Source organism: Granulicella arctica, assembly GCF_025685605.1.
GTDB lineage: Bacteria > Acidobacteriota > Terriglobia > Terriglobales > Acidobacteriaceae > Edaphobacter > Edaphobacter arcticus.
The window spans coordinates 885,166-902,444 of record NZ_JAGTUT010000001.1; the positions used below are offsets into that span (position 1 = coordinate 885,166).

The 17,279-nt window shown below is 60.1% G+C and carries 18 protein-coding genes; 10 read left to right on the forward strand and 8 right to left on the reverse strand.

What is annotated here, in order from left to right; translation table 11 throughout:
- Positions 1 to 103: 103 nt before the first annotated feature.
- Positions 104 to 811 (reverse strand): hypothetical protein, encoded by a 708-nt coding sequence (locus tag OHL20_RS03600; protein ID WP_263381847.1) that lies wholly within the window; start codon positions 809 to 811, stop codon positions 104 to 106.
- Positions 812 to 983: 172 nt separating this feature from the next.
- A complete protein-coding gene (locus OHL20_RS03605) occupies positions 984 to 1,478 on the reverse strand; it encodes a DUF427 domain-containing protein (RefSeq protein WP_263381848.1) in 495 nt (164 codons plus the stop codon).
- Positions 1,479 to 1,574: 96 nt separating this feature from the next.
- Here OHL20_RS03605 and OHL20_RS03610 point away from each other — a divergent pair, with 96 nt between their 5' ends.
- Positions 1,575 to 2,030 carry a hypothetical protein gene (locus OHL20_RS03610; RefSeq protein ID WP_263381849.1) on the forward strand — a complete coding sequence of 152 codons (456 nt, stop codon included), beginning with the start codon at positions 1,575 to 1,577 and terminating at the stop codon, positions 2,028 to 2,030.
- Here OHL20_RS03610 and OHL20_RS03615 read toward each other — a convergent pair.
- From OHL20_RS03615 to OHL20_RS03625, 3 genes are all read right to left on the reverse strand, one after another.
- Positions 2,020 to 3,999 (reverse strand): (Fe-S)-binding protein, encoded by a 1,980-nt coding sequence (locus tag OHL20_RS03615; protein ID WP_263381850.1) that lies wholly within the window; start codon positions 3,997 to 3,999, stop codon positions 2,020 to 2,022. The genes OHL20_RS03610 and OHL20_RS03615 overlap by 11 nt on opposite strands.
- 84 nt (positions 4,000 to 4,083) lie before the next feature.
- A complete protein-coding gene (locus OHL20_RS03620; protein ID WP_263381851.1) occupies positions 4,084 to 4,368 on the reverse strand; it encodes a hypothetical protein in 285 nt (94 codons plus the stop codon).
- A gap of 188 nt (positions 4,369 to 4,556) precedes the next feature.
- Complete coding sequence (locus OHL20_RS03625; protein WP_263381852.1) at positions 4,557 to 4,829, reverse strand: hypothetical protein; 273 nt, start codon at positions 4,827 to 4,829, stop codon at positions 4,557 to 4,559.
- A gap of 127 nt (positions 4,830 to 4,956) precedes the next feature.
- On the opposite strand from OHL20_RS03625, the gene OHL20_RS03630 reads away from it, so the two are divergent.
- The 5 genes from OHL20_RS03630 (at position 4,957) to OHL20_RS03650 (ending at position 9,340) form a co-directional block, all read left to right on the forward strand.
- The gene (locus OHL20_RS03630; protein WP_263381853.1) at positions 4,957 to 5,139 is read left to right on the forward strand and encodes a hypothetical protein; all 183 of its coding nucleotides are present in this window, start codon (positions 4,957 to 4,959) and stop codon (positions 5,137 to 5,139) included.
- Positions 5,136 to 5,861, forward strand: coding sequence for an SIMPL domain-containing protein (locus OHL20_RS03635; protein WP_263381854.1), 726 nt, complete (start codon positions 5,136 to 5,138; stop codon positions 5,859 to 5,861). The genes OHL20_RS03630 and OHL20_RS03635 overlap by 4 nt, the downstream gene beginning before the upstream one ends.
- Before the next feature lie 18 nt (positions 5,862 to 5,879).
- Entirely contained in the window at positions 5,880 to 6,674 is a 795-nt protein-coding gene (locus OHL20_RS03640; protein ID WP_263381855.1) for an acyltransferase, read from the forward strand.
- 236 nt (positions 6,675 to 6,910) lie between these two features.
- Entirely contained in the window at positions 6,911 to 8,050 is a 1,140-nt protein-coding gene (gene moaA, locus OHL20_RS03645; protein ID WP_263381856.1) for a GTP 3',8-cyclase MoaA, read from the forward strand.
- Positions 8,051 to 8,203: 153 nt separating this feature from the next.
- Positions 8,204 to 9,340 (forward strand): GGDEF domain-containing protein, encoded by a 1,137-nt coding sequence (locus OHL20_RS03650; RefSeq protein ID WP_263381857.1) that lies wholly within the window; start codon positions 8,204 to 8,206, stop codon positions 9,338 to 9,340.
- A gap of 3 nt (positions 9,341 to 9,343) precedes the next feature.
- On the opposite strand, the gene OHL20_RS03655 is transcribed toward OHL20_RS03650, so the two are convergent.
- Positions 9,344 to 10,393 carry a hypothetical protein gene (locus tag OHL20_RS03655; RefSeq protein WP_263381858.1) on the reverse strand — a complete coding sequence of 350 codons (1,050 nt, stop codon included), beginning with the start codon at positions 10,391 to 10,393 and terminating at the stop codon, positions 9,344 to 9,346.
- Positions 10,394 to 10,499: 106 nt separating this feature from the next.
- Here OHL20_RS03655 and OHL20_RS03660 point away from each other — a divergent pair, with 106 nt between their 5' ends.
- The 4 genes from OHL20_RS03660 to OHL20_RS03675 all read left to right on the forward strand — a co-directional run bounded on the left by OHL20_RS03660 (position 10,500) and on the right by OHL20_RS03675 (position 14,665).
- Positions 10,500 to 10,862 carry a hypothetical protein gene (locus tag OHL20_RS03660; RefSeq protein WP_263381859.1) on the forward strand — a complete coding sequence of 121 codons (363 nt, stop codon included), beginning with the start codon at positions 10,500 to 10,502 and terminating at the stop codon, positions 10,860 to 10,862.
- Between the two features lie 147 nt (positions 10,863 to 11,009).
- The gene (locus OHL20_RS03665) at positions 11,010 to 13,718 is read left to right on the forward strand and encodes a TonB-dependent receptor (protein WP_263381860.1); all 2,709 of its coding nucleotides are present in this window, start codon (positions 11,010 to 11,012) and stop codon (positions 13,716 to 13,718) included.
- Positions 13,719 to 13,835: 117 nt separating this feature from the next.
- A complete protein-coding gene (locus OHL20_RS03670) occupies positions 13,836 to 14,102 on the forward strand; it encodes a hypothetical protein (RefSeq protein ID WP_263381861.1) in 267 nt (88 codons plus the stop codon).
- Positions 14,103 to 14,233: 131 nt separating this feature from the next.
- Complete coding sequence (locus tag OHL20_RS03675) at positions 14,234 to 14,665, forward strand: MerC domain-containing protein (RefSeq protein ID WP_263384943.1); 432 nt, start codon at positions 14,234 to 14,236, stop codon at positions 14,663 to 14,665.
- A 213-nt stretch (positions 14,666 to 14,878) separates the two neighbouring features.
- Here OHL20_RS03675 and OHL20_RS03680 read toward each other — a convergent pair whose 3' ends face one another.
- Both OHL20_RS03680 and cysS read right to left on the reverse strand, forming a co-directional pair.
- Positions 14,879 to 15,649 (reverse strand): hypothetical protein, encoded by a 771-nt coding sequence (locus OHL20_RS03680; RefSeq protein WP_263381862.1) that lies wholly within the window; start codon positions 15,647 to 15,649, stop codon positions 14,879 to 14,881.
- Entirely contained in the window at positions 15,634 to 17,106 is a 1,473-nt protein-coding gene (cysS, locus tag OHL20_RS03685) for a cysteine--tRNA ligase (protein WP_263381863.1), read from the reverse strand. The genes OHL20_RS03680 and cysS overlap by 16 nt, the downstream gene beginning before the upstream one ends.
- Positions 17,107 to 17,279 lie beyond the last annotated feature (173 nt).

The following is a 17,279-nucleotide window of genomic DNA, read 5'->3' on the forward strand; positions in this document are numbered from 1 at the left end:
ATCGGCGAGACTTTGGCGAGGCAAGTTCAAGCTTGAACGAATGTCTGTCCATTGAAGAGCCCTGTCGACTCATCTTGGTGAATCTGCCACGACCGAGGCAGCCTTAGTCGGGAATTCTTGGCGGAGATGGATCTACGGCACGGAGGCTGAAGCTCTCAATCACGGCCGGGGTGGAGTTCGGACGCACCTGGAGGGTGCCAAGGGCTTCGACCGCCGAAGGGGTCTGGTCGCGGAGCCGAAAGACGAGGACACCAGGCTGCACCTCCTTGGCAGAGAGCAGGTTGAAGCCGCCGGTTTGCCGCCTGAGCGCAATCTGTGCAGCGGTCGCGGACGCAGGTGCGCGATCAGACAGGGCGTCGTCAAGCCCACGATAGCTTGCCTGGTTGAACCCGGCAAGCCACATGTAGAGCAGGTGGCCGGCGGGGGTGTCGGGGATCAGACCAACCTGGTCACCATAGCGGGGAAGGCGCACTACGATGGTGGGATGTACCGGGCTGACATGGTTTCCGCGGCGAGCGGGGACAGGTGCATCTGCGGGATCCCCGAGGACGATGGTATCTATTTGGGACGGATCGTCATCGTCATCGTTGTTGGCAGCCGAAGCGGCTGCGGAGGCAGCGCCTGCCGGCTGCGCGGACCCGGGACCGCCCGCTGCAAGGTGAGTTCGTCTGGTGTGGCTCATGGCGTAGGCAATTAAGCAGAGCACACCAACCGTGGCCACAATCGCAAGCAGAATCACTCCAGGCCGAATCGGCTGACGGTCTGTCAGATAGAAGCGGGGAGCGGCAAAGGTGCGAGTTACGGTAGGCATAGGCTGCTGCATAGCTAAGCGGTCCTTGGGTGTTTCGGGAACAGCCTGTTTGATGGCGTTCTGCGGGTTCCGCCACTATCGCTAGTGTAGACGGGCTAACAAGCGATGGCGTGAGTCGGTGGCTGATCAGGATCACGGCAAATAGCGCCCCGGACGGAGCACCCTTGCCGACCTACCAGCCCATCGTGCCCGGCGCGCCCTTGAATGGCCCCTTCAGATGAGCCGTAATCCACCCACCATAAAAGTCACCCGACTGTGCCACAACACGTTCCTCATCTACCCAGCACTCGTCTACCTTGCTCGCATAGAACGCGAGATAGTCCCGCAGCCCTACATACGCCTTCGAAGGAGCCGCGTAGCTCCACGCCACTCCTCGGACAGTCGCCGTACCCGCGATCACAAGATCCCAGTAGCTCGCCACGCCCTTGAACTCACAGAAGCTTCCGCGCTGCGCACTCGGTCGCACCATCTCCATCGCCACGTCCTCCGGCGGAAAGTAGTACACCGGTGGATGACTCGTCTCCAGTATCCGCATCCCGCGCTGCGTCTCCGCAACCACGACACCCGCATGGACCACGCGCAACCGCCGCCCCGTAGCCTCCAGTCGAGGCGGTCGCGGATAGTCCCATACCGATTCCTGTCCTGCCAAAATCGCTTCGTCTGCCATCCCGCAAACCTCCGGCTTCAACTGTAGACTTCACCTACGCAGGGTCAAGTCCCGGCTTCGACCGGGCACACAAAGACCCGGCCGACGGAGCCTCCTGTGCACATCAGCAGTTCAGACAAGCCCATCGATCGCATGGATCGCCTCGCCGACATGGCCCACTTCCCTGCCATCGTCAACGCCGGAGCTACGGTCAACATCCTGGCCACGCTCCTCGTCACCTGGGCTCTCGTCCCCCGCTACCCACAGGTCTATGCGCCTATCGTCTGGACAGCGATCGTTCTCATCCTCAACCTGTCACCGGTGATCCTGCTGCGTGCCATCGCCTTCAACAAAGCTCCCATCCCACCACTCAGCCACATGGACTTCTACCGCGACCAGCACCGCTTCTCCGACTGGGTTTACCTCGCAGCCTCAGCAAACATGGCCTTCTGGATTCTCGTCTCCTGGTCCATCTTCTCCGTCTCGCACGCGCCAGCAATCCTAGCCGCGGTGCTCGCAGTAGCGTTCCTCGCAACCTTCTCGCCCGTACTCCTGCGCCCGCTTATTCGCTGAGAACCGGAGCAGCCAAGGGCAACGCCCGCGCCGTCAACTGAGCAATATCCAGCAACTGTGGCGGCGTCGCACTTACCGCCGAAAGCGCGTCGCGGAACATCGTGTTGCAGAACGGACACGCCGTACCCACCGTCTGTGCCCCCGTGTCCGCAAGCTCCTTTGCACGCACATGGCTCACACGGCTCCCATTCTCTTCCCCGAGAAACGCCAATCCACCACCAGCCCCGCAGCAGAAACTACGCTCATGCGACCGAGGCGCCTCCACCAACTCCCCCGCCAGCGCCACAATCGCCCGCGGCTCCTCGTACACATCCTGATAGCGCCCAAGGTAGCAAGGGTCATGGTACACAATCGACTCACCGCCACCTTGCTTCGGCAACCTCTCCTTATACCGCTCCATGAACTCCGAATGGTGCTCGATCTCCGGCGCAATCCCGTATTCGCGCCAGTCCGTAGCAATCGTTCGAACGCAGTGCGGACAGATCGCCACGATCTTCTGCACCTTCGCCGTAGCGAACGCCATCAACCCGGCCTCAGCCAGCGTCTGAAACACAAGATCGTTCCCAAGCCGCCGAGCCGGATCACCCGTACACTTCTCCTTCTTCATCACCCCAAAGCTCGTCCCGAGATACGTCATCACCTTCGCGAAGTCCGCAATAATCTCCCGCCCCTTAGGGTCATACCCACCCATACAGCCCAGCCACAGGCAATACTCCTGCGTCCCGTCGAAGATCGGAAAGCCCTGTTTCTGCACAAATTTGTCCCGTTCCATTGCACTCAGGCCAAGCGCATTGCCGTTCTTCTCCAACGCCAGAAATAGCTTCGTCCCGTACGTGTCCTCCCACGCTCCTGTATTCGTAGCTCCCCGTCGCAGCCCAACAATAATCGGCAGATGCTGTATCCCCACAGGGCACTGAAACTCACACGCCCCGCACGTCGTGCACTCGAACGCAGCCTCCATCGAGAAAAAGTTCGCCACCGGATTATCGGGGCTCCCATTCAACTCCACGCCCCGCGCCTCATTCAGCAAAGGGGTCTCAGACGCCGCCCCAAACTCGTTCAAATAGCTCCGCATCCCAAGGACGATCTCCTTCGGATTGAGCACCTTTCCAGTGTTCGAAGCCGGACAGTGTTCCGTGCACCGCCCACACTCCACGCAGCTATACGCCTGCAGCGCAATCAGCTGCGTCACATCCTTGCCCGCAACCAACCCAAAATCCTCATCCCCCTGCAACGGCGGGATCTTTGAAAATCCATCCCGCTTCAGAAACACAGTCAACGGGCTCAGCACAAGATGAAGGTGCTTCGTATGCGGGATCAGCGGCAGAAAAATCAGCAGCGCCAGCGTATGCGTCCACCAGAGCGCCTTCACCGTCACGCTCCCGTCCGCCACGAAGAACGTCCCAAGATACGTCACCATCAGCAGGAAGATCAGGAACGAAATAAATCCAGACTCGTACGAGACCTTCTTCCCCAGCCACACCGGCCTGACGAAAAATCGCCGCACAAACAGTCCCGCAATCGACACCGCCACCAGAGCAGCCCACGCCGCCGCAAACAAAAAGTAGAAAGCGCCAGCAAAGCTCGCAGGCGGCAGAAACCCAAGCCGCACCCCAACCGCAAAATGATTCAGACTCACCAGCGCAAACGCCAGAAATCCCCAGAAGACGAACGCATGCGCAATCCCCGGCGCAGGCCGCTGCTCGATCACCTTGGCCTGGCAAAGAACCTCCCAGAAGAAGTCCCACACCCGCCGCCCTACAGGGTTCAGAGAAAAGTCAGCATCTTTTTTGGAGTAGTAAACCGTCCGAAGGATCGGTCCGAACCGCCAGAAGAACAGCCCTGCGGAAGCCGCCACCGCGACCAGCAGTACTGCAATCTCTACAGAAGAAAATTGAAGCGGCTCGGCGATCGTCCCAAGCCCGAAGATCAGCAGAGAATGTACCGGCACCTGCGCAGCGAGAACCATCTGACCCCATCCGCAAAGGACGCCTGACCGCACGCCATCTGCTCAGCAAGAATCACTCGCAGAATCCCGATACCCCTCGCCAGCCTAGTAGCTGATGAATTCGGTGCTTCCACGGCGCAGACGGACGCCCGCAACGCCAAAGTACAGCGCCAGCGTGGCAGTAACGACGTTCCAGTAAAACACTGGATGGACCCAGCCTGGCGAATACGTAAGATCCTGCCCCGACCACAACGTCAGCAGCGTCGAAACGATAATGCACTGGAAGCAGATCACCAGGAAGAGCTGTCCACGACGGCGTCGCTTGTCCAGCAGTTCCACCTGCTCCGGTGTAAGGCTTCGTTCCTCGATGGGCAGCAATGTATTGGCCATGATCTCTACTCGTCTCCTGCGTGTTCTGGTTCGATGCCGCTGCCTGCCCGAATCGACATACAACGTTAACTCATTAAATCACAGCATCGGATGTGGACATCCAGGAAGACCAACCGCAGGCGACGAAAACGTCCGTCTACAACGCGAGAAGCATAGCTGAATGACCATTCATCCGTAAAGCTTTCCCGCTACAGGAATGCCACCGATTGGATACCCGTCACATCGAAGCGCTTCCGGCACCGGATATTCTTGCACCCCATCGGATCATCACGTCGCACCATGTAGCTCTGCGCCTTGGCGAACCGTGCTTTATCGCGGTCATCTGCTCCACGCGGCAGTTGTGCCTTCTTCCGCCGCACAATCCACTGCACCTCGTACTCGCCCGGCTGCCCGCAGTGCGGACAGGTCATCGTGTGGGTACGCGCTTCTGGTCTCTCGTCAAAAAAATCGCGCTCTTCCATCAGGGTCCCTCGTTCATCGGCGGTCCATAGCGACCTGCACTCTTCTGTAAAGAATACGCTCGCTCCCCCATCTATTGCATAATCACCGGGGGACAACCTGAAGTCGAACCACCAGATTGCCAACGTTATGAGCAAAATCAAGAAGTCCACCTTTTCCGTCGTCAAAGCCGTCAAGGCAAACGCGCGCGAGCGCCTCGGCTCACCCCCTCCAGAACGCGTCCTGCCCGACCCTAAGCAGAAGCTTGCTGCCCATCCAAAGCACAAGGAAAACCTGGCCGACCTTCTCAGCAATCCCGGAGACGAACGATGAAGCTTCACCTCTCCCTCACCCTCCTCGCCTTCCCAATGGCTCTGTCCGTCGCCTCCGCCCAGACCATCCAGGTCAACAAAGACAACCGCACCATCGCCATCACCGCCACAGACAAAGCCACCGCCCAGGCCGACATTGCCACCCTCCACATCGGCTTCATCGCTTACGGGCCGGACAACGACACCGCCTACGCCACCGGCTCCCGCCTCTCGAACGCCATCCACAACACCCTTACCGCTGCCGGCATCCACGAGGATGCCATCGAGAGTGAAAATCAGGCCGTCAGCCCGGTCGAGGACTACGCAACCAACAAACTCACCCCCGCCGAGAAGCAGCAGCGCAAATTTCAGGTCACCCAAAGCTGGATCGTACGCAGCAACGCCGACGAGTCCGCGAAGCTCCTCGACCTTGCCGTAAAGGCAGGCGCAAATCAAAGTGGACAGATCGACTGGAGCCTCAAGGATCAGAACGCGCCAGCAGCCGAAGCCGCCGCGAAAGCTCTCCAGCGAGCCCGCACCGTGGCCGAGCAGATGGCACGCAGCCTCAACGTCAAGCTCGGCGCACTCATCTATGCGACAAATCAGACTGAAGCCGAGCCGATTCGACCCATAAACAGCAGGATGACCGTACCAGCGCCCATGATGGCTATGCAGAAGGTCGCTCCCCTGGCGATCAATCCGCGTCGCGTTGAAACTTCAGCCACCGTCTTTGCCATCGAGTAGCACCCGAAAAGAGCCACTATGCCCCCATTGCCCTATCGCGATCTACGACCCTCCCCCGAGGCGGAAGCCACCTACAAACGCTGGCTCAACCACCTCCACGAGGAGTTCAGCCGCCACCCCGCGCTCGATCGCCGCGCCGAGATCGTTCGCGACGAGCTCTTCCAGATCTATCTCGGCCGTCCCCACGGCGGCAAGGTCAGCACTGCCCTCGTCAGCGAACTCGCCAGCACCTCGCTCTACGAGTCCTTCGACCCACGTAACGTCACCCTGGAGCCCGAGTACTACGGCGACGTCGACCCCGAGAAATATGCCTCCCGCAAAGCCCTCATCTACTTCTGGCAGATGTTCGACCGCTCCCCGCTCGGTCTCAACCACTGGCTCGGCTACCGCTTCCGCTGCATGCTCGGCAAACACATCTTCCGCCACCTCGGCAAAAACGTGAAGATCTTCCACAACGTCGAGTTCACCTTCGGCTACAACCTCACCATCGAGGACAACTGCACCATCCACAAGAACGTTCTTCTTGATGATCGCGGCGAGATCATCCTCCACGAGGGCACCAGCATCTCCGACTACGCCAACATCTACAGCCACACCCACGACATCAACCACCAGGCCGACGTCACCAACAAGGTCACCGAACTCGGCCCTCGCGCCCGTGTAACCTATCACGCCACCGTCCTCGCCGGAGCCAGCATCGGCGAAGACGCCATGCTCGGAGCCATGGGCCTCGCCACCCGCCCAGTCCCACCGTCATCGGTCTCGGTCGGCATACCCGCCAAGGTGAAACGCGAGAAAAACCCGACCCCGTAGCCCAGAAACCTGCGTCCAGCTACGAACGCATCGCAATCGATGCTGTAGGCCATTTTGCTCAGCGCGAAGCTCCGGACGCGGTCGCTGCTGCCGTGCTTCAACACCCGAAGCGATCTGACCTCGGTTCTATACTGTCCTGAGAAAGGCAAGGCGCCGCGTCATTCGCGGCCGCCCTGCATCCAATCGATGTAGGACATGCACACAGAAGGCATACTTTCTCATAGCATCAGGACCGAATGTCAGTGATCTCTCTCTCCATCCCGAATCTCGGCTTTGCTTCCCTGAGCGGGGGAGGCGTCCAACTCGCCGAGTCGCCGACCCGGCTGCGAGACAGCTACGGTCGCGCCATTACCGATCTGCGCGTCTCCGTCACCGATCGCTGCAACTACAAGTGTGTTTACTGCCGTACCGGCAACGAGGGAGCCCAATTCTACGAACTCCCCATCGCTGACTACCTCCGTATGATCCGCTCCTTCGTCGCACTCGGCATCGAAAAGATCCGTCTCACCGGCGGCGAACCCCTACTCCGCTCGGGCCTCGTCGAGATGGTCCGCGAGATTGCCTCGATGCGCACCGCCTATCTTCCTGACGGCACTCCGACAGACGATGGCGCTCCACTCGACATCGCCCTCACGACCAACGGCCACCTGCTCGAAGGTCTCGCTGCTCCCCTCAAAGCCGCCGGCCTCACCCGTGTCACCGTGAGTATGGACGCCGTCGATGCTGCCACCTTCGCCGCGATCACCCGTGTCCCACGCAGCTTTGACAAGGTGCTCGCCGGCGTTCGCGCCGCACAGGCCGCCGGTTTAGGCCCGGTCAAGGTCAACTGTGTCCTCCTGCGCGGCTTCAACGACGATCAGATCGAGCAATTCGCCGAGCTCTCCCGCCGCGAAGGCGTCATCGTTCGCTTCATCGAGTGGATGCCCCTCGAAGAGCCCTCCTCTGCCCCCGATGCCCGCAGCTGGAAACCCGAAACCGTTATTACCCTCGACGAAATTGTCACTCGTCTCAACGTCTGGCAGCCAGCCCCTGGCGTCACTGCCGGCCTGGTCGAACTTCCTCCCAACGCCGCCAGTGAGACTGCCAAACGCTATACCTTCGCCGACGGCCTCGGCGAAATCGGCATTATCGCGCCAGTCTCCCGCCCGTTTTGTGGTCACTGCAGCCGGATCCGGCTCACCTCTGATGGCAGAATCCGCACCTGCCTTTTCTCGCAGAGTGATCACGATTTAGCTGGAGTGATGATGCGCGGCGCATCGAGTGACGATATGGAGCAATATATCCGGGGCGTGGTCATGCGTAAGGAAGCACGGCACCACATCGGCGAGGCTGGATTTCAAAAGCCATCGCGAAGTATGGTTCACATCGGAGGATGAGCAATCACCTCTTACTCCTGAACCACCAACTTTCGTAACAGGAGGGCTCATTTATTTCATGAGATCATCACTGACGCCATCAATAATTTGCATAGTCTACAAACGGCTGAGATTCTATTTAGACAAAACTGCAACTGAACCGGGGCAGATGCTTTGAGAGAGAAGCGACAGTTTGAAGTCATCGAAAGCCGGCAGATGGATCATCTCCGCGTCTTCCACGATGTGGCCCGTGCGCTCACCTCGGCGCTCGAACTCGAACAGATCCTCGGCACCATCATGCACAAGATGGCCCAGTTCTTCGGACCGGAACGCTGGTCGCTCCTCATGGTTGACGAAGCCACGCAGGAGCTTTACTACGCTATAGCGGTCGGTGAAAATGCCGAATCGCTCAAAGGCCTTCGCGTTCCCCTCGGCGAAGGTGTCGCTGGCTGGGTCGCCTCAACCGGCAACCCGCTCGTCGTCCCCGATGTCTCGCTGGACCCTCAATGGGCAGCTTTCGCGCAGAGCCAACCCGATCTCAACATACAGTCCATCGCCTGCCTCCCCGTCCGCTCCGAAAACCGGACCCTCGGCGTCATCCAGCTCCTCAACAGCAAGCTCGACCTTCTCTCCGAATACTCGATCTCTTTCCTGCGCATCCTCTGCGACTATGCAGCCATCGCCATCCGCAACGCGCGATCCATGAGGCTTATCCAGGAACTTAGCATCACCGACGATTGCACCGGCCTCTTCAACGCTCGGCATCTCTATCAGCTTCTCGACGATCAGGTCGCCGCGGCAGCGCCCGGCCGCAAGACTCAGTTCAGCCTCCTCTTCCTCGATCTTGACCACTTCAAGTCGGTCAACGACACGCATGGCCACCAGCGCGGAACCCGTCTCCTCGCCGAAGTTGGCAACCTGCTCAAGCGATCCCTCGGACCTGCCAACTTCGCCTTTCGCTACGGTGGCGACGAGTTCGTAGCCCTCATGCCAAACCTCGACAAGCATGCCGCCATGACGATGGCCATTGGCCTCTGCGAGCAGTTTCGCAAGGCGCGCTTCCTCGAAAGTGACGGGCTCGCCCTCAGCATCCTCGCCAGCTTCGGCCTCGCAACCTTCCCCGAAGATGGCGAAACCGTCCATGACATCCTGCGTTCAGCCGACATGATGATGTACGAGGCCAAGAACTCCACCCGCAACAACGTGGCCGTAGCCGGTCACGGCCTCGTCATGGACAAGCCTGCTCTCAGCCAGTTTGCCGAGATTCGCGGTGAACTCCGTCTCACCGAGCGACGCCGCGTCAACTTGTGATCCCTACTCCGGACCGCGCCGTTCCAGGGCAGCCGGCCTCTTGGGCTCCGGCTTCAAAGCATCCCGATTATCAGGCGACGTCGGATGCACCCCAAAGTCCCACACCCCGAGGTTGATCTCCTTCGGTGAGATGATCTCCATCAGCGCATACTCCCCAAAGCTCAGCGGCGCACGCGGCGTGACCCTCATCCAGTGGCCGCCCGGCAGAATCTCTGTCATCGTCTCAACAACATCCTCCTGCTGCCTGACCTGCCCAAGCTGGTTGATGTTGAAGCTCGCAACCACCCGCGCACCCTGCCGAACGTCCACCCGCACCACAACATACTGGCTCTCCGGTGATCCACCTGAGCTATTCCCCCGCCCAACCTGCGCCGCAGAAGCGCCATGCGTATCCACCGTCAGCGGAGTCCCGCCCGTCCGAATACCCGAGTCATCTCCCAGCCGCAGGTACAGCGACGGCTGATTCACATGCAGCTGCGCCACCGCCTTCTCCCCGCGAAGTTGAACAATCTGGTGCGAGGTCGCCATCGGATTCAGCACCGACCGCACCACGCTGTGGCCCGTCGTCTGGTTCAGGTCGCCGGACGACTGCACCAGCGGGACCAGCTCCGGCACATCCCGGAAGATATCGAGTGCCAGCGCGCTATCCTGCTCCGGCAAACGCAGGTCGGGAGCCACCTCCGGCGTCAGCGATCGCCGCTCCTCCTCTTCCTTGGCCAACTCCGGATCGATCGTCGGCGGAGGAGCCTGCGAGGCGTCTCCCACCGGAGCATGCCGCTGCTCCCAGCGATGCGTCGCCTCAAAGTCCACCAGCGCTACCGGAATCTCCTCCGTAGCTCCAGCCCGCTCCGCACTCACAATCAGCACGCGGTCGCCCTGCACCCGGTAGCTCATCACGATCTGGTAGCTGCCGTCCTTCAGGATCAGCCGCGTCCGATGCGGTGCCGTATCCGTCGCCGCCTGCTGTGCGCGGGCCGAATTAATTACAAGCACACCTGCAAATAGCAGGCCCACCCCGATAGTCTTTTTCCAGATCTGCCACGTCTTAAGCATTGCGTCTCAATCTTACGATGCGCCCAGGCCCGGCTCGAAACGCCCGGTCCGCTTGGTCCTTCGACATGAGTGTGCTACACAGTTAATAGCTCCTTTTTAGAAATTAGTGCGAAACCTCCTCCAATTCGGCGATAGCTCCCAGCACCAGTCTCCCCGACTTCGCTGGTTCGCCCTGTTGTCCATCCTCCTCATCGCCATCATGAGCACGGTTCAGGTGAGCCACACGCACGACCTTCTGCCGCGGCTGTCGACCTCGCATTCAAGCGCTCCGGTGCCCGATACAGGTCCTGATCACTGCCCACTCTGCGTGGCCATGCACTCCGCTCTGCCCGCCACGCTGCAGAACACCCCCGAGCCAGTCCTCCTCATCCATGTCCTCGATTCCACTGCAGCCGATGCCGAGCGCATCTTCCGCTGGCGCTTCCAGCTCGCCAGCCGGCCACCACCCGCGGACCTCCCCCGCGCGTAGTCCCTGCAGGTTTTCAGGAAGCAGCAAGACCCAGACCCACACCAGCAGCCTTCCTCGACACACAGTTTCAGCCTGTACATGCCGTGTAAAGCACGCACCCCTGCCTTTCAGCACAAAGCTCCCCACGGAGCCGACAGGAGTCAGCAGATGTACCGACCGTCCAGATTTAGCCTCGTAGCCCTCTTCGCCGCACTCATTCTCATATTCGCCCCGGGCCTCGTCGCGCAGGGAACCTCCGGCAGCGTCACCGGAACCATCACCGACGTCACCACCGCCCTCGTCCCCGGGGCCACCGTCCAGATCGCCAACTCCGTCACCGGCTACACCCGCACCACCACCGCCGACGCCAACGGCCAGTATCACTTCTTCAACGTCCCCTTCAATACCTACCGCATTACCGTCACGAGTGCCGGGTTCCAGTCCACCAGCATCAGCATCACCGTTAACTCCGTCGTTCCCCTCAACTCGCTCATCAAGCTGGACGTGCAGGGCAGCAACACCAGCGTCACCGTCATCGACACCGGCTCCGACCTTGTCGAGAACGACTCCACCTTTCACACCGACATCGATCGTTCCATCATCGACAAGCTCCCGCTTGAGAGCGCCTCCTCCTCGCTCAGCTCCCTCGTCACCCTCGCTTCACCCGGCGTCTCAGCCGATTCAAACGGTCTCTTCCACGGCCTCGGCGACCATGCCGAAAACTCCTTCTCCGTCGACGGCCAGCCCATCACCGACCAGCAAAGCAAGGTCTTCTCGAACCAGCTTCCCTCCGAGGCCGTCCAGTCCCTCGAAGTCATCGACGGCGCACCACCGGCCGAGTACGGCGACAAGACCAGCCTCATCATCAAGGTCACCACCCGTTCCGGCCAGGGCGTCCTCAAGCCAACCGGCAGCCTCAACTTCGCCTACGGAACCTTCGGCTCCACCAACGCCGGTGGCCAGCTAGCCTACGGCGGACAAAACTGGGGCAACTTCACCTCGGTCAGCGGCCTCAACACGGGTCGCTTCCTCGACCCCAATGAGTTCGTCGTCCTCCACGACAAGGGCAATCAGCTCAACCTCTTCGATCGCGTCGATTTCCAGTTCAACGACAAGGATTCCATCCACACTAACCTCCAGTACACCCGCTCCTGGTTCCAGACCCCCAACGCCTTCGATAACCTGAACGTCGGCGTAGTCGATCCCCTGCAAGGAAACCTCGTCGGCCAGACCGATCAGCGCTCCAAGATCCAGACCTTCGACATCGCCCCCACCTACACCCGCGTCCTCTCCGACGCGGCCGTCTTCAACTTCGCTCCCTTCATCCGCCGCGACGGCTTCAACTACTACCCCAGCAAAAACGCCTTCGCCGACCTCGGCCCCATCCAGCAGGAGACCGTCGGCCAGCAGCGCTCCCTCACCAACGCCGGCGTCCACTCCGATGTCTCCTACGTCAAGGGCATCCACAACATCAAGGTCGGCGGCGTCTACGAGCAGACCTTCCTGCGCGAGAACGACCAGATTGGCCTCGTCGATCCCGCCATTAACGCGCCCTGCCTCAACGCCGACGGCTCCCCCAACCCCACCAGCACCACCGCCACCTGCGCGCCCACACACATCAACCCGGCCTACAACCCCGTCCTCGCGCCCTACGATCTCACCCGTGGCGGCGGCACCTACAGCTACCACGGTCAGACCGACGTCAAGCAGCTGGCCCTCTACGCGCAAGACCAGATCACCGTCGGGAACTGGCTCTTCAACGTCGGCATCCGCGGAGACTTCTACAACGGTCTCGCCATCCAGCGTCAGGCTGAGCCCCGCGTCGGAGGCTCTTACAACGTCAAGAAGACCGGCACCGTCCTCCGCGTCTCCTACGCCCGCAGCATGGAAACCCCCTTCAACGAGAACCTTGTCCTCTCCACCAACGGCTGCCTCGACCCCGTCATTCAGGGTGTCTTCCAGACCCTCGGCTCCTGCGTTGCCGCACCCTTCAACCCCGGCTTCCGCAACGAGTTCCACGCTGGCCTCCAGCAGGCCTTCGGCAAGCACCTTGTCTTCAGTGGCGACTACATCTGGAAATACACCCACAACGCCTACGACTTCTCTGTCCTCGGCAGCACCCCCATCACCTTCCCCATCGAGTGGCATAACTCCAAAATTCCCGGCTTTGCCGCCCGCGTCAGCGTTCCCGAAACCCACGGCCTCAGCGCCTTCATTGTCTTCTCCTCCGTCGCCGCGCGCTTCTTCAACCCGCAGGTCGGCGGCGTAGGCGCAACCCCCGGCGTAGTCGGCTCCACCCTGCCCTTCCGCATCGACCACGACGAGAAGTTCAATCAGACCACCCACCTCCAGTACAACCTGCCCTTCCGCAAGACCATGTGGATCGGCTACAACTGGCGCTTCGACTCCGGTCAGGTCGCCGGATCGGTTCCCTGCTACAACATCACCGGCAGCAATACCGGCTGCGGTGGAACCTCGATCACCCTCCCCAACGGTCAGCCAGGCATCCAGCTCAGCCAGCTCACGCCCGACCAGCAGTTCCAGGCTGGTCTCACCTGCGACGGCGTCAAGGCGACTCCAACCTCAGGCTTCGCCTCCTGCGACGCGACGGGCCTGACCTCCAATCTCGTCAAAATCCCCACCATCAACAGTGAGAACGACGACACCAACCCGCCCCGCATCGCACCCCGCAACCTCTTTGACCTCGCCATGGGTGAAGACAACCTCTTCCACACGGATAAACGTCGCGTCGGACTTCGCGTGACAGCGGTCAACCTCGCCAATAACTACGCTCTCTACAACTTCCTATCAACCTTTTCGGGAACCCACTACGTCTCCCCAAGAACCGTGACCGGCGAACTCACCTACAACTTCTAATGCTCCGGCTGGAACTCACGTCTCGCTTCTGGGACGTGGGTTCTGCCGACTACTGACCTCTCCCGCTGGCAAACGATGCAGGCACCACCGCATCTATTCCTACAGCAGGAGAGACCCATGAAGAAGCTGTTGCAACTCGTCGCCCTCACCCTCCCTTTGACCTTCGCAGCCACGACCTTCGCAGCCACGACCTTCGCTCAAACCAACACCCAGACCACCACCGAGACGAAGAGCGAACTGAAGCAGGATCAGAAGACCGACAAAGCCCAGGCCAAGGCCGATAAAGCCCAGCGCAAAGCGCTCAACACCAAGCAGCAGAAGAAAGCCGACAAGGCGCAGGACAAGGCCAACCGGGAAGCCGATAAACCCGTCACTCCGCAGTAGCACTGTCAACTCTTTGCGGAGCCAGGGCAAAGACAGTCAGGAAGAAAGTATCAAGCTTTTCTGACCTCCCGCCGACCCGGACCTGTGCTCATCGCAGAGGAGTTCCAATCTCAATCCCAAATCATTCCCCCATCCACGTAGCGCGATTCCGCAGCCACGCCGACGTCGCAGGCGCAACAGCCTCCACAATCTGCCTGATCCATTGCCTGTTGACGCCCGTCGTCATCAGCCTCTTTCCGGACATAATCCCCTACCTGCCCGGCGATACCTCGTTCCATCGCCTGCTCGCCGTGGCTATAGTTCTGATCGGACTGGCCGGTTTCATCCCCGGCTATCTCACCCACCGTCGCAAGCCACTCCTCGCGCTGGTAGCCACTGGCATCGCCCTCATTCTCGCCGTAGCTTGGACCGGCGAAGGCCTCAACCGCACACTCGAGCTAGCCCTAAGCGTAAGCGGCTCCTTGCTCCTCGTCGTCGCCCACCTGGTCAACCGGAGCTTCTGCCGTCAGTGCCGCTCCTGCAGCAACCCCACCCAACCCTGCACCACCACCTCAATCAGGTAGCTCAGCCACAAAACACAGGGTGACCCATCCTTTGCAGCCGGACCCCAAAGGGTGGGATCGAAAGCTGCCTGTTTGACAAACCCGCCCTTCCACGACCCCACCGATGCCGACGCAGAGCGCGTACCGTCACACAGCCCTCCAGCCTAAGTACCCAGCTAACTCACCTGTTATGAATATTTTGGTACTTAGGTAGGGGGGAGGGGGGTACTAGCTTTATCGCGGCCCCGTACCGGCGTAACCAATCTGCACCGGATACATCGGAAACGGCTTCGCCTTGCCAAACTGCACAGTACTCTTCGTGATCCGATTCAAAATCGGTGTGCTGTTCGAAGCAAAATACCAGACCAGAAAATGATTGTTCCAGTTCGTCCCGATGCCCATCGTAAAGATGCGCAAAGCTCGCGCAGACTGCGCATCAAGTCCCTGCAATGGCTGACCTTGCGATGCAGCAACATGCACCATCTGCGATCCAATCGTGTAGCGCGCAGGAGTCATCATCGGATGCATTCCAGGCAATCGATATACGATCCCGGCCATTCCCTCCTGCAAATCCTTCGGCATCGTCTTTTCCGGCAGCATGCATTCAACGTTCAACTCCGCCAGCATGATCGTCGCCGCAGGCGGAACGCGAATCGTCACCTGAGTGCTGCGATCAAAGTCACCCTTAGCCTGCGCATCCGGTGTAACCTCCGAGCCAGGAAGCTCGAGCAACAGCTTCGGTCGCAGGCATTTCGTAACCGCTGCAAGCTGCGGATCTTCGTCCGCCTGAACGCCGAAAAGGTAGAGATGATCATCCTGCACCGCAATCTTCGGCTCTCGTTCCACCAGATCGCTTGGATAGCTGAAGTGCAGGTTAAGCTGATCGTTACTCCACTCCTTCAAAGCAGGCGTCTGCGCAAATCCAGAGAGCGTTAAACCAGCCGCAGCAAGGACCAATCCAACAACGCGCAGCCCTTCAGTAGACCACCTTACTTTCGCTTCCATCGAACACCGTCCTTGCCGTCCTCGAGCATAATACCCTTAGCCAGCAGTTCGTTCCGTATGGAATCTGCACGGGCGAAGTTCCGTGTCTTCTTGGCCTGCGTCCGCTCCGCAACCAGCGCGTCAATATCCGCATCGCCGAACGCCAGCGTCTCGACCAGCGAAGCATCCGCCTCTTCGATCCGACCTTCCGCCTCAGCCCACGTCAGCGCCGCGCGTGTAATCTCTGCATCTCGATCCTCCAGCACCGCAAACACGCCGTCAAACAGCGCCAGCGCCTTCAGAATCTCCACCACATTCCCAGCTCGCAGCGTCCCTGAATCCGCAGCCGAATTGGCTGCGCGCACCAAATCGAAGATCGCCGCTCGCGCCTCAGCCGTATTCAGATCGTTCGCCAGCGAAGCCGTATAGTCCGTCGAAGCCTTCGCCGTAGCCGCAGCAATCTCCGGATCAAGTCCCTCCGGAAAGCCGCCCTTCTTCATCCGCTGGTCAAACGTCCGCAACCGATCCACAGCGTTCGTCGACTCAGTCAATCCATCGAACGTGAAGTTCATCTGGTGTCGATATGGAACCGAAATCAGCAGGAACCGAATCGCCGAAGCGCGATAACCCTTCAGCAGCAGGTCGCGCAGCGTATAGAAGTTGCCCTCCGACTTCGACATCTTCTTCCCCTCAACCAGCAGGAAGCGCACATGCATCCAGTGCCGCGCGAAGGTCTTGCCCGAAGCCGACTCCGACTGTGCAATCTCGTTCTCATGGTGCGGAAACATCAGGTCTTCGCCGCCCGCATGCAGGTCGAACGAGTCCCCAAGGAACTTCATCGCCATCGCCGAACACTCGATGTGCCATCCAGGACGACCCTTGCCAATCGACGTATCCCAACTCGGCTCCGCGCCTTTCACGGCCTTCCACAACGCAAAGTCTCGCGCCGCATCCTTCTCGTACTCGTCCACATCGACACGAGCGCCGTCCTCAATATTCTCAAGGTCCTTCTTCGACAGCTTCCCGTACTCCGGAAAACGGCTCAGCCGGAAATACCAGCTTCCATCCTCCGTCTGATACGCAATATCCTTTGCCGCCAGCTTCTCGATCAGCGTCACCATCTCTGGAATCGCCTCAGTCGCATGAGCAATCTGCTCCGGTCGTTCGACTCCAAGCGCGTCCATATCCTCGAAGAACGCCCTCTCGAACTTCGCCGTATACTCCGCGATCGGCTGTCCCGCGTTCCCTGCATTGCGGATGATCTTGTCATCCACATCGGTCACGTTCATCACATGCTCGATCGCCATTCCCTGCTGCCGCAGAAAGCGACGCAGCACATCCACATGCAGAAACGTCCGGAAGTTCCCGATATGCCCATAGTCATAGACCGTCGGTCCACACGCATACATGCGTAGCGCAGGAGCACCAACAGGCGTAAGCGCCTCAATCGTTCCACTGAGAGTATTGAAGAGTTCCATCACCGCCACTGCGCTTTAGTCCCGACGCAGCCAGCGCAGAAGCGCGGTGCCGTCTATTTCGTATGAATTCTCCTTCGATTCTAGCCTGTGCCCGTCCCGTAGAAGCACGCCTCTCACATTCACGTGCCAGATCGAAACCATTTTGCTACGATGTGCGCAATCGAGGTGCGTGA